Below are 13,282 nucleotides of genomic sequence, written 5' to 3' on the forward strand. Positions count from 1 at the left end.
GGTTTTAAATGTTTGTTTTTATTATATTAGACGTAATATTACCAATATTAATATTGATGCTAATTGGTGCAATCTTACAAAGAAAGTTCCAATTTAACTTGAAGCAGCTTTCTACACTTATTACTTATTGCTTGATGCCAGCGGCTGTATTTGTGAATATATATGATATTAGTATAGAGACAGGTTTGTTGCTCCAGATAATATACTATTTAATGCTTTATAGTCTGAGTCTGATCATAGTAAGTCATTTCATTTCAAAAACATTAAAGTTAGAAAAAGGAGAAAGTGCAGCTCTAAAAAATAGCATTTCGTTAATGAATTCCGGTAATTATGGGTTACCAGTAAGTCAATTGATTTTCAGTCACAATCCAGTGGGGGTTTCCATTCAGATTTTTATTATGATTTTCCAGAATCTTTTAACTTATTCATATGGGATATATAATTTACTATCAGCAACAAAAACAATCGGAGGTATTATTCAATCATTTCTAAGACTGCCTGTATTTCATGCGCTCGTATTAGGGGTTCTCTTTCAATCTTTTAAAATTCAAATACCTAATTCTATCTTGCTACCTCTTAATCAGCTTGCGAATGGTTTTGTTGCAATAGCACTCATATTGCTAGGGGCACAATTATCCAACATTAAGCTTAATTTTTTCCATCGAGTCATAACATGGGCTTTAATTGGAAGGTTACTGATGGGACCATTATTAGCACTTGCCATGATATACCTACTAAACATTAATGGTATTGTTGCACAATCATTATTGATTGCAAGTTCTTTTCCTACTTCAAGAAATACATCAACCATTGCTATGGAGTATCAAATAGAGCCTGAATTACATGCACAAATCGTTTTATTTTCAACACTTTTAAGCATTATTACAGTAACTGTCGTTATTTATTTGTCATATATTTTGTTTTGAATATACGTGCAAAAGCGAATAGATTTGAGGCGGTAAATGATGGACGGAAATCCCATCGATATGAGAAGAAAACAGTCTTAGATATATTGGGTGTCGTTTACAATTGTACCATGTCTGATAATCAAGCAGCTTAATTCAAAAAAAGGAAACTCATTAGGGGCTATTTCGTATGCAAATCTTTAAAGCATCTACATATAGACTTGCGAAAAAAGACACAATCTCGCTTATAATTGACGTTACATAAGCTTAGGTTGATAGCGATGGGGGGAGTGTCAAGTAAGAATTTTATCTTTATTGATTTCATGCGGTTTTTCCATATAATTGTAACTAAGGGGGATGATTCCAAGTTGAGTGAAAAGAATATCAGCACAACAGTTTCAGGAAATATAATTGTTACCCATCTAGTTGGCAATATAAAAACAGATGATGTGTATGAATGGTTTAATGGTTTCGAGCAGGTTTGTCAGCAATTCATTTCCGAAGGGCGGAAATACAAATTGTTGGTAGATAGAAAAGGATACACGCCAAATCATTTTTCTGTTCAAAAAGTATGGAAAGAGAAGTTCTTCAATGAAACCATTTTGAATCACAGTAAGGCAATTGCATTTCTCCTTGAAGAGGGAGAGATAATGAATTTTTTACAACAATCTAATACGAAAGAATCTGTGAGATTTTTTGATGATTATGAACATGCGCTAATTTGGTTGAATGAATATCCAATATAAAACCTGTATTGAAGCAGTTGCTCTCAAGCAACTGTTTTTTATGTCCGTAATTGTTGCCGTTATTTTTCTTCACAGATTCTTGTCCAATTGTTTGTCTGAGCTTAAAAAACGAAACTAAAGCAAAAAGAACAAACGCCTCTAAAAAACGTTTGTTCAAAGTTAATTACTATTTTAGCTGAGTGATAGATTACAATTTGCGAGTATGAGAAAATTTTTTTATAAGTTTAGGAAATATAGATGTTAATTCTTGCTTCATACGCTTCGTAAACGATGGATCCTTACCTGAAGTTGAAATAGTAACAACATATTCATCATTTCGAATGACGCCAGGTGTGTGAAAAGATGATGCTGTACCATCACTTACAACGTTAACCCACTGGAAATCATGAGCGGCCTGTTTGACCATCATATTTACAGCATGTTGATTTGTAGCTGCATAAATAAGGTGGGCATCTTTAATATCATCATTACTAAAAGCTTTTTGCTTCCAAGTAATATAAGGAAGTTCCTTCATTTCCTCACAAATATCTGGGCTAACAACAGTGACAAAAGCGCCTGTATCCTTTAATCCAGACGCTTTTCGATATGCAATTTTACCTCCACCAATGATAACGACCAATTTTTTATTTAGATTAAGCATAAGAGGGTACATGTTATACATACACACATTCCTCCATTCGTTCTAATAATGTTAATTTCATATACGTATCAAACTGAAGACAGTTACAAGCTGTAACGTGATTGTATTTTTTTGCATGCAATTTAATTTTTTGAAGTAATAATCCGGTAAAGAGGAGGTACGGCATGACATATACATGGGACGCAGTCGATGTTATAGCCTTGAGCTCAGCAGTAAAAGAGGGAGTTCCTTTCGTTAAAAAAGAACAGGATATTGGCATACCGAGTTTTTGTTCGACAGCTGCTCCGATTTGTTGTAATTCATGTATCGGCTGAGGGTCACTGCTACCTCGTCCTACGAGTAAAATACTACTACCTTGCAGTGGCATAGCTTCACGTATTCTTTTCACTACAAGTTCAACCATATGCGGATGCGTACTAAGAGGTGGTACAACTGAAAATGTTATATGTGGATATTGCTTTTGCATTTTCTCTATCTCAAAAGGAATATCACGTTTAAAGTGAGCTGCTGCAAATAATAAAACAGGTACAATCATTATTTCAGTTGCTCCCTCTAGTAGTGTTTCTGTAACTGCATCCGAAATGGTAGGTATCGTTAGTTCTAGAAAAGCAATTTTTTGAATTCTTTCGTTACGTTCTTTCATAACAGATTGAATAAAGTGAATGAATTGTTCGTTACCTTCTTGTAGCCGGCTCCCGTGTCCAACATATACAATTCCTTTCATTGTCTCACCATGTCTTTCTTTATAAGAGTTTCTTGTAATTGATGGTCTACGTTATGAAACCCGACTTTATTTGCATAGTGTAAAGTTGGAACATCGGTATACGAGAATGGAAGAGTAAGAATATCGATAAAGCCAAGGCGTTTTATTTCTGCTAGAAACGTATCAATAGAAGCACGACCTTCAAATACAATACTATCCCATGAGAATTCAGAAAGCATACGGGAATGAATTTCATCGAAACGATAATCAATTGTATACTCATGAGTCATAATATAAGATCCAGCACCGATTTTTTCTTGAATGAAAGCAATTCGATTAATATTTCTGCCTAAATAAATAGTTGTATCGGAAGAGAACGTTGCTTGTTTACTTAACAATCCATATTGCATAAGCTTTTCTTGAACAGAAAGGCTCATATATTGAAGTTCCGCTTGTAAGGATCGAATATCTTTATGGTTTTTACTGCATGATTGCATCAAAATTTCTACACTTTCAGCCGAACAAAATACAAGGCGATCAACGTTAAAAACTTCATTGATTTGTTCAGAGGTTAAAGTGTATTCTTTCTTTTTGAAAGTTGGAATTTGATATATTTCTGCACCGGACTCTTGTAACATTTGCTTTATTGCGCTTTTTTTATTTGTTGCAGATGCAAGTAAAACTTTCTTGCCATGCAATGGTTTACGTTCTTTCCAAGCGATTTGATTCCGTAAAGTAACAACATCACCAACAATTGTCATGGAAGGGTTAGAAATATTTTCGTTTTTGACGATAGGGACAATGGTGGAAAGTGTCCCTGTGACTACACGCTGTTTACCAGTTGTACCCCATTCAATGACTGCTACTGGCGTATCTTCTTTTTTTCCTGCGTGTAGTAAGTTTTCACAAATTGTAGGTAAGTTTTTTATACCCATGTAGTAGGCAATCGTGTCGCTATTGTGAGATGAATTATATTTTCCATGATCGGTTAAAGGACCTTTTGCATGTCCGGTTAATAAAGTGACACTATTACTGTAGTCACGGTGGGTGAGGGGGATACCTGCATAGATACTAGCGGCGATGCTAGATGTAATACCTGGTACAATTTCATATGGAATATTTGCTGCTGCTAAAGTTTCTGCTTCTTCACCAACACGGCCAAAAATAGATGGATCTCCGCCTTTTAAGCGGACTACGATTTTTCCTTCTTTTGCAAATTGAAGGAGGTGTGCGTTAATCATTTCTTGACGCATAGTATGATTGTTTGGCATTTTTCCGCAATAAATAAGTTCACATGTTTCTTTTGTATAATTAAGAAAGGAAGGGTTTAATAAGCGGTCATATAAGACGATATCTGCACGATTTAAGCACTCTATTGCTTTTTTTGTAATAAGCCCTTCATCACCTGGTCCTGCACCAACTAAATATACATATCCGTTCATATTCGCACCTCGTCTATTTTTATTTAAAAGGAAGCCAGGGGAAGCTTCCTTTTGTAAATTACATGTATATATAAATATCCCCGTCAATAACTTCTACTTCATACGTTTGAATACAACCGTCATCAGGTTTTTGAACTTCACCTGTTATTAATGAAATTTTCCAATCATGTAGTGGACAAAAGACGAATTCTCCAGATACAATGCCTTCTGCTAACGGTCCGTTTTTATGAGGACAACGATTTTCTACAGCTCGAATATCGCCATTTGAAAGGCGGAATAAGGCGATAGACATACCTTGCATTTGTACCTCTTTACCGATTTGAATAGGAAGATCTTCTGCCCGCATAACTTTTATTTTTTCTTTCGTTTGTAACATATGGATCACAGCTCCTTATTTCACAGTTTCAACTTCATACATCGCTTTTAATGATTTCGTTTCTAGTGCTTGTCCCCAAGCTTCTTTATATGTGCCACGAGCTGTTTGGAAACGCGCATTTAACATCGTGACCATACTTGTATTTTGTAGTATTTCTTTTATATGATTGAAGCCTAATCTCTCTGTCCAGTAGGCAGTACGCTCTCCGTAAATACCAGTTTCACGATAATATTGCATGTAAGCTGTAGCGATGCGAAGGACATCATCTTCAGTAGGGACAATCATTACAAAATCAGCCTCGCGTACTTCAGTACCACCATTTCCGCCAATATAAAGTTGGAATCCATTTTCGACACAAACAACGCCAAAATCTTTCGTCAGTACTTCCGCACAGTTACGTGGACAACCTGTTACACCCATCTTCATTTTATGAGGCGTATCTACCATTTCTAATGATTGTTCAAGTAACATACCAAGTCCTAATGAATCTTTCGTACCGAATCGGCAGAAGCGAGAACCAACACATGATTTTACATTACGTAGAGATTTTGAATACGCATATCCCGAAGTCATATTTAAATCAGCCCATACGTTAGGTAAATCTTGTTTTTTAACACCATATAAGCCGATTCGGCTAGCACCAGTAATTTTCACAAGAGGAACATTATACTTTTTCGCAACTTCAGCAATTTTCATTAAATCATCAGCTGTTGTAACGCCTCCGTACATACGTGGAATAACAGAGAATGTACCATCGTGCTGGATGTTACCATTCATTCTTTCATTAACGAAACGGGATGATTTATCATCTGCATATTCTTCTGGAATCACCATACGTAAATAGTAATTTAGAGCAGGGCGACATTTTGAACAGCCATCTTCATGTGAAAAATCAAGAACATTTCGTACTTCTTTTGGTGATTTTAAACCTTTCTCATGAATCGCCGCTACGACTTCATCACGTGATAAAGTTGTACATCCACACATACCGGTAGACTGCGCAGAAGCATCAAAAGCATCTCCGAGTGTATGAGATAAAACTTGTTCCACAAGCGGACGACATTTTCCACAAGACCCCGCCGCTTTCGTACATCCTTTTACTTCTTCAAAAGTAGTTAACTCTTGTTCTAAAATGGCATGAACGATTGTACCTTTCGTAACACCATTACATCCGCAAATCGTGTCATCCGCACTCATAGTAGCAACGTTAAGTTCACTTTCTTCACCAGCTTTGTGAAGAAGGGAAGTTGCTGTATATTCTTGTATATCTTCTTCTTTCTTTAACATGCTAAAGAGGCGTGTACCATCAGCAGTATCCCCGTATAAAACAATACCAACGACTTTATTGTCACGAATTAATACCTTTTTATAGGAACGTTTACATTCGTCAAAGATTGATATTGCTTTCGTTTGATCATCTTCATATATTTGGCCAGCAGAGAATAAATCACAACCTGCAACTTTTAATTGCGTACCGACGATACTGCCCACATATCCATCAGTTTGTAAATTTGTTATATGCTTAGCTAATGTTGCACCTTGTTCATAAAGAGGAGCAACAAGTCCATATGCGATACCATCATGTTCCGCGCATTCGCCAACTGCATAAATGGATTCATCATTTGTTTGCATATAGTCGCTGACTACAATACCGCGATTTACAAGTAAACCAGCATCTTTTGCTATTTGAGTATTCGGACGTATTCCGACAGCCATTACGATTAACTCACAATCTACAACTTCACCATCTTCAAATAGAATGCCCTCAACATGGTCTGTACCAAGAATCTTTACCGTTTTCTTTTCCATTAGAAACTTCATGCCTTGCGCTTCTAAATCTTCACGTAATAGAGAAGCTGCTTTGGAATCTAGTTGTTGCTCCATTAAGCTCGGCATTAAATGAACAACATGTACGTCCATTCCTAAGTCAATAAGACCTCTTGCAGCTTCTAAACCAAGTAATCCACCACCAATGACAACGGCCTTTTTCTTTTCTTTAGCGGTATCAATCATAAATTGTGTATCTTCAATTGTTCGAAATCCTGTTACACCAGGAAGGGTGGAACCTTCGACTGGTAAAATAAAAGCACTAGAACCTGTTGCGATAATGAGTTTGTCATATGTAAGAGTACGACTCTTTTCTGTGATAATGATTTTATCTTCTCGGTTAATACTTTGAACTCTTTCATTTGTATACAAAGTTATTTCGTTTTCTTCGTACCAACTATATTCATTCATAATGATATCTTGCATATTTGTTTTGCCTTGTAAAACATGAGAGAGCATAATGCGGTTGTAGTTTGGATGCGGTTCATCTCCCAAAATAGTAATCTCATATGAATCACTATCATGTTTTAATATTTCTTCCATACAGCGTATGCCAGCCATACCATTTCCGATCATAACTAAACGTTTTTTCATATTTATTTCCCCTTTTATGTGAATTGCTGAACAAAGTATTATATTCTCATTATAGAAAATCAAAAAAGGGGAAGATGTGATGTTTATCACATTTTTATAATGATTCACAAATTGTTAAAATTCGGATTTATGTGAAGGGAGAAGCGAAAGGGAATTTGGTTATATGGATAGAGGGGGAGGGGAAGTATAAATAAAGTGAAGGACATGAGCATTTATACTCATGTCCTTCACTTTATTTATGCTTTTGTAATTGCACGCGGAAATAAAATATTATTTTCTAAATGAATATGCTCAAATAAATCAGATTCAATGGCTTCAAGGCGCTGGTAAACAAGGCGATAAGTGCCGCAAGCTCCTTCTGGTGGAGTAAAGTCATCTGTCACCCTACGAAGTTCTTTAATAATATTGCCAGCATGGTTATGTTCATTCTCCAACTCATCTACTACTTTACGTAACTTTGTATAGTTTTCATCAGTTGGATTTCGTTCGAATTCTAAAATTAATGGGAAATCCTCTGTTTCTTCTTTAATTAAATGTTGTTCTAATTCAATCTTAAGTTCATGAAATAGTTTATGAGTTTGAGCTAAATGAGGCTGATTTGCCCCATGAACACGTAATACCTTAGTCACATATGGACTTAACTGTGGCAACTCTTCATTCAAATAGCGATGATGCTTATTAATTACATAATCAATCAATTCACGATATGAAGCATTTTTCCAATCAATTTCCGATTCATTTAATAGTTTCGTTTTATGATAAAGCGTATTTAACTCTGTAATTACTTCAGAAGCTGATAAATTTCTTTCATTAATTGCATCAATCAGTGGTCTATTACCACCACAGCAAAAGTCTATTCTATATGATTTAAAAAGGTCACTAGCTTTCGGGAATTGCGTAACAATCTCACCAACAATTGAAGTTTCAGTAAATGTATGTTCCATATGAATACCTCCATAAAGTTTAAATGTAATATCTAAATCAAGAATAGCGATAATTTAAAATCAATGTGGTGATTGAAATCACTTATTATGTGTCATTTTTGAGAATAATAAAATGAGTTTTATAAAAGGAAGGGGGAGGGTAATTCGTCGCAATAGTTTCTGATAATAAAAAAGAAGCTTACTAGAAGCTTCTTTTTTATTACTATTTTTCACACGCGACTCCATCACCATCACGATCAAGGTGAGAGCTGTAACCTGGCTGATCTCTATATAATGGAGCTTTCCCAGCAGCTCTAACTGCGGCACAATTTTTGTAATATGCGTTACTAGTATTTCCTGCAGCTGGTTGTGTTTGAGTTTGCTGTGCTTTTTGTTGTTCCTGTTGTACGAGAGCTTGTTCAGCGGCTTGACGTTGTTGCTCTTCTTGTTGTTTGCGAGCTTGTTCATCAGCTTGACGTTGTTGCTCTTCTTGTTGTTTGCGAGCTTGTTCATCAGCTTGATGTTGTTGTTCTTCTTGTTGTTTACGGGCCTGTTCTACAGCTTGACGCTGTTGCTCTTCTTGTTGTTTACGGACCTGTTCTACAGCTTGACGCTGTTGCTCTTCTTGCTTACGAGCTAGTTCATCAGCTTGGCGTTTCTCATCCTCTTGCTTACGAGCCAGTTCATCAGCTTGACGTTTCTCATCTTCTTGCTTACGAGTTTTTTCGTCCGCTTCTTTCTTTTCTAATTCCTTTTTCTTTTCGTCATCTTTTTTCTCTTCACTATTAGAAGCGACTTGTTTATTCGTTGCTGTCGTTTTTTCAGAAGAAGGACCTGAAATACCTAATAGCGCAACAAAAATGACAAATAAAATAGCTGTAATAATAAATTGTTTTTTTGCTACACCGGTTTTCTTAATTACAGATAAGATTGCTAGAACAAGGAAGAAAATAAATAAAACAAAGCTTAAAATAGAAAAGAATTCAACAATTGGGTGATTAGAAGTCTCTGCGCCAGTTATTATTAAGACGATTGAAATCATAAAAAGAATAACGGTAGAACGACCATATTGTTTTACTTTACCATTTTTCTTAAAGAACGAGATGATGCAAAGAATTAAAAGGATAAAAGCAATAAAAAATAAAGCCGCACCAATATTACTCAATACTGTCATTTGAATACCTCCATTTGTAAGATTTTCTCTATTGATTATATAAAAATCCATTGGGAATTACAGGATTTTTAATAAAATAAAAAGATTTATATTATTTTTAATAGATAGATAAACAGTTATTTTATATATAAAGAAAAATGGATTTAATTACTATTACTTTTTGAAAAAAATTTCATAGATTATAGTATCTCATTTGAAAGGAGGAGATTTGAATGGAATTTCAATTATTAGTGAATTGCGTGTTACAAGAAGGGAATGCTTACTTTTTAGTAACAAAAGTAGATGATGTTATTACGTTGAAAGTGCCAATTACAGCAGGAGTAGCAGGTTTGTTTTTAGCTTTAGGTGTACCAAGATGTTCTTAATCTAGCTTTTGATAGTAAAAGGATGGGGGACAAGCCTTATCCTTTTACTATTACATAATTTTTTTATGTAAACTAAATGAGTTTTTTAATATTATTTTTGCCATAGCACGTTTAAAACAGACATGCATATACTATAATGTTTCATTGGCCTTTGATGAGAAACGATAGTTTTAAAAAGTGTATCGAAAGTAGAAGTGATACTTTTTTTAATAATGAAAAAATATGAGGTGCTAGTATATATGAAAAGACGGACGTATGATATTCCAGTCGCGTTGCGAAGAGAATGGTTTTTAATAGAGTTAGCGCATTTAACAAAGAAATACGGAATTGAAATTGCAAATAGTAAAATAGAAGATGCACCATTTCTAAGAGATCAAGTTACAGAATTGAAAATAGGAGCTGGTTTGCAATACGATAAATATGATGATGAGTACATCATCGAGTTTTAAATAAAGAAGCTGCGTATAAAAGGTTATTAAAGAGACCTTTTATACGCAGCTTTTTTTGTAAAGAGAAAGCTTTATTGAGAAATATTTAAAACGCTTCTTGCAAAAAGGAATGAAGGGATGCTGAGAGAATAACGTTTGATAAGAAAGGAATGTGGCTATTAATTTCTTATTCAAATGTATCGTAAAAATAATTGATTAAATGGAATTTAAAACAATTGGTGTTCAATGTAATGGTATCGCTTTCTTTCGGGCGGGAAAAGGGGGATTTTAATGGGGATTATGAAAAGGTGTATCGTATTACTTATTGTACTTTGTTTTATGAGTCCGATGGTTGTTAGTACAAATGTACACGCAGAGGTTGTAACAGAGATTAAGACTGGCTTTCCAGATCAAGAAGTATTTACTCCTGGAGAATGGTTTTTAGGTCAGAAACCTGCTAATTATGATGAGAATAAACCACCAATTCTCTTTGTACAAGGAAGAAATGGTAATGCGGATAGTTGGTATGGAAAGACAGTATATCATGAGATGAATGATATGTACGATTATGCTTTGAAAGCAGGCTATCAAACTGTATTTATTCAATTATATGATGCCGCGGGGAAAGGATCTGCTAGCCAATGGGATAATGGAAAATTGTTAGCACAAAAGCTTGAAGAGATTTATAATCATTTTGGCAAAAAAGTAAATATTGTAGCTCACAGTAAAGGTGGTATTGATACACAAGCTGCGGTAGTTGGATATGGAGCAAATCGATTTGTTGGAAATGTTATTACGCTTGCCACTCCACATTACGGATCAAATTTAGCGGATTTATCATATAGTTGGTGGGCAGGGTGGCTTGCCTCTATATTAGGTCAAAAAGATGATGGGACATATTCATTACAAATAGGTGAAATGGCAAAGTTTCGTTCTACAATAGATAATAATCCTGCAGCTAAATTAAACCGTTACTATACGGCTACTGGGACAAGCTGGGGACCTGTTTTTTCAGCATTATCTATGGGCGGGTTGTATTTGTCATCATACGGTTCTAATGATGGGTTAGTGAACGAGTGGAGTGCTAAGTTACCATATGGAACACATTTATTTACAGATTCACGGTTTGATCATGATAATATACGAAAAGGTTCAGCTGTTTTCGCACGAATTGAACCATATTTACGGACAGCGAATGTACCAGTACCGGTTTTATTAACCCCAAGTAATAGTTCGGAGGAAAAGGTAGAACAATTAAACACAACCTCTAATCAAGCTATTTTAGGAGGAGAGTTGTCACAAAATCAGTGGGTAGGGCAAACTGTCGCAGTTGATAAAAAGGCAGAAGGGGTAGTTTCTGTTTTAACAGCTTCTTCGGATGTAGAAATACAACTAATATCTCCAAAAGGAAAAATTTATACAAATAAAGATAGTGCTGTATCTACTGGTGAAGGTGAATCTTTCTTTAAAGGAGCGACTATAAGAACATTTAAATTTGATAAAATGGAAGCAGGAGAATGGCAAGTTAAAATGATGGCGAAGCAGCCGAATGATGCATATTTAATCGTAACCGATTACAAAAAAGATGCTCCGTTCGTCCTTCAAATGCCGGTAAAAGTTAAAGTAAATAAAGCAGAGTATAAACTCAAAAAATCACCTGTAGCTCCAGAAATGAAAGGCGATCTTTCAGTAACAGTAAGAGTAATTAATAAAGATGGAAAGTTAGTTTCTGAATCAAATGAATCGCAAAATATTAATACAAATACATTTACAGGTGCTTTGAAAAATATAGAACAGCCGGGTGTATATAACGTTACAATTGATATAAAAGGGATGAATAAGGAAGGACAACCTTATAATCGTACGATAGTTAAGTCGGTTTATGTGGAGAAGTAGGAAAGAATGAATAGGTTTTAATAAAAAAAGTGCCGAATTCTTGTGGTAGAAGGATTTCGGCACTTTTTCATATTTAGTAAATGAATAGAAAAGTGAAATGGGAGTTTATGTTGTATAAGAGGACGATAGGAATCAAAAAACGTTATGCAATAAAAAAAGATACTAAATTAGTATCTGAATGTGAGGGAATAGTATTAACTTAGTTTTGTAACTGTTAATTCAACTGAATTTATACCATTATCACAAGTTACAATACTTTGATGATTGAAGCCACTATTATTTCTAAGTTGAAGAGTTGAATTAGCGGGTACCGTAACAATAGTTTCGCCAACTAGTTGAAGGCATTCGTTATTTGATGAAGTATTCATTTGAAAAGCGAAATCACCTTGACTATTAGCAAGTGGATTGTTATTTAAAAATATAGTTATGACTGGAATATGGGGAAATACAGGATTTAACGTAGTGTTAATACTTGAAATGAAAGAAATTCTATAATCACCAGCTTTACTAAATTGTATAGTAGTCGGATTTAGTAAGGAAACTCCTCCTGCCAAAGGGCCAACGTGATTAAACGGAAAAGAACCGCCAAAAGGAACAGTGATAAACTCAGTTTGCCAAAAAGTGCCGTAAGCAGGCCTAGATGATTTATGTGAATGGTCGCATGAACATTTTTTATACGAACGGGAAGATTGATGGCATGAACATTTTTTATATGAACTAGAAGAAGAGTGGCATGAACATCTTTTATATGAACTTGAAGAATGATAGTATGAACCCAATATATTACCTCCTATTATTAATAAATGTATTACACATAGTAGTTTATGCAATCGAAAAGCAATTGGCGTGTATACTTGTCCATATATAAGGTAATAGATTTGGGATAAAAAGCTGGCATAATATAAAGTGCTCTAATGAGGAGATATAGTTTTCAAAAAAATGGAGTTAGAATATTCAATGTAATGAATTTTGGAGAAGAAAAAGGATGAATACTTAGCAGATAACTCTATCCAAGGTTTTAAAATGTTGAAGTATTTAAACTTTAAGATAGTATATCGCCAAAGTAAAGAAGAGAAGTATTTAAAGGACAGCATTTTAGTGAAACAGAGAAATGGATAAAGCGATGATTAAGTTTTTACTTAGTCGTCGCTTTTTATTTATGTAGTTGTGCAGGAAGAAGGAAAAAAATATCGAATGAATGTAATTATACAGAATTGTTTGTATTTATTATGAATAGTAGTTAAAGATACGTTAGTCATATTT

The 13,282-nt window shown here is 34.7% G+C and carries 13 protein-coding genes; 5 read left to right on the top strand and 8 right to left on the bottom strand.

The genetic code is table 11. From position 1 onward, the window contains the following. Positions 1-8 precede the first annotated feature (8 nt). On the top strand, positions 9-926 hold the full coding sequence (locus tag LUS72_RS10445) for an AEC family transporter (protein WP_097829638.1): 918 nt from the start codon (positions 9-11) through the stop codon (positions 924-926). A 260-nt stretch (positions 927-1,186) separates the two neighbouring features. After that, positions 1,187-1,651, top strand: coding sequence for an STAS/SEC14 domain-containing protein (locus tag LUS72_RS10450; RefSeq protein WP_264448891.1), 465 nt, complete (start codon positions 1,187-1,189; stop codon positions 1,649-1,651). Positions 1,652-1,838: 187 nt separating this feature from the next. Here LUS72_RS10450 and LUS72_RS10455 read toward each other — a convergent pair whose 3' ends face one another. From LUS72_RS10455 to LUS72_RS10485, 7 genes are all read right to left on the bottom strand, one after another. Further along, the gene (locus tag LUS72_RS10455; protein WP_097829637.1) at positions 1,839-2,312 is read right to left on the bottom strand and encodes a precorrin-2 dehydrogenase; all 474 of its coding nucleotides are present in this window, start codon (positions 2,310-2,312) and stop codon (positions 1,839-1,841) included. After that, the gene (locus LUS72_RS10460; RefSeq protein ID WP_097829636.1) at positions 2,305-3,015 is read right to left on the bottom strand and encodes a sirohydrochlorin chelatase; all 711 of its coding nucleotides are present in this window, start codon (positions 3,013-3,015) and stop codon (positions 2,305-2,307) included. The genes LUS72_RS10455 and LUS72_RS10460 overlap by 8 nt, the downstream gene beginning before the upstream one ends. Then, positions 3,012-4,436 carry a uroporphyrin-III C-methyltransferase gene (locus LUS72_RS10465; RefSeq protein WP_098361912.1) on the bottom strand — a complete coding sequence of 475 codons (1,425 nt, stop codon included), beginning with the start codon at positions 4,434-4,436 and terminating at the stop codon, positions 3,012-3,014. Before LUS72_RS10465 ends, LUS72_RS10460 begins: the two co-directional genes overlap by 4 nt. Positions 4,437-4,494: 58 nt before the next feature. Beyond that, positions 4,495-4,812 (bottom strand): nitrite reductase small subunit NirD, encoded by a 318-nt coding sequence (nirD, locus tag LUS72_RS10470; RefSeq protein ID WP_097829634.1) that lies wholly within the window; start codon positions 4,810-4,812, stop codon positions 4,495-4,497. Positions 4,813-4,827: 15 nt separating this feature from the next. After that, the gene (gene nirB, locus LUS72_RS10475) at positions 4,828-7,233 is read right to left on the bottom strand and encodes an NADPH-nitrite reductase large subunit (protein WP_097829633.1); all 2,406 of its coding nucleotides are present in this window, start codon (positions 7,231-7,233) and stop codon (positions 4,828-4,830) included. A gap of 236 nt (positions 7,234-7,469) precedes the next feature. Further along, positions 7,470-8,177, bottom strand: coding sequence for an iron-sulfur cluster repair di-iron protein (gene ric / locus LUS72_RS10480; RefSeq protein WP_097829632.1), 708 nt, complete (start codon positions 8,175-8,177; stop codon positions 7,470-7,472). A 202-nt stretch (positions 8,178-8,379) separates the two neighbouring features. Further along, positions 8,380-9,330 carry an excalibur calcium-binding domain-containing protein gene (locus LUS72_RS10485; RefSeq protein ID WP_098361910.1) on the bottom strand — a complete coding sequence of 317 codons (951 nt, stop codon included), beginning with the start codon at positions 9,328-9,330 and terminating at the stop codon, positions 8,380-8,382. Positions 9,331-9,542: 212 nt separating this feature from the next. On the opposite strand from LUS72_RS10485, the gene exsG reads away from it, so the two are divergent. The 3 genes from exsG to LUS72_RS10500 all read left to right on the top strand — a co-directional run bounded on the left by exsG (position 9,543) and on the right by LUS72_RS10500 (position 12,019). Continuing rightward, a complete protein-coding gene (exsG, locus tag LUS72_RS10490) occupies positions 9,543-9,695 on the top strand; it encodes an exosporium protein ExsG (RefSeq protein WP_000395676.1) in 153 nt (50 codons plus the stop codon). A gap of 239 nt (positions 9,696-9,934) precedes the next feature. Beyond that, positions 9,935-10,144 carry a hypothetical protein gene (locus LUS72_RS10495; RefSeq protein ID WP_141533549.1) on the top strand — a complete coding sequence of 70 codons (210 nt, stop codon included), beginning with the start codon at positions 9,935-9,937 and terminating at the stop codon, positions 10,142-10,144. A gap of 270 nt (positions 10,145-10,414) precedes the next feature. Continuing rightward, positions 10,415-12,019: a lipase family alpha/beta hydrolase gene (locus tag LUS72_RS10500; protein ID WP_097830351.1), complete on the top strand. Its 1,605-nt coding sequence runs from the start codon at positions 10,415-10,417 to the stop codon at positions 12,017-12,019. A 194-nt stretch (positions 12,020-12,213) separates the two neighbouring features. Here the strand turns inward: LUS72_RS10500 and LUS72_RS10505 are convergent, their stop codons facing one another. Then, entirely contained in the window at positions 12,214-12,798 is a 585-nt protein-coding gene (locus LUS72_RS10505; RefSeq protein ID WP_097830352.1) for a preprotein translocase, read from the bottom strand. Positions 12,799-13,282 lie beyond the last annotated feature (484 nt).

The organism is Bacillus cereus (assembly GCF_025917685.1).
GTDB classification, from domain to species: Bacteria; Bacillota; Bacilli; order Bacillales; family Bacillaceae_G; genus Bacillus_A; species Bacillus_A cereus_AT.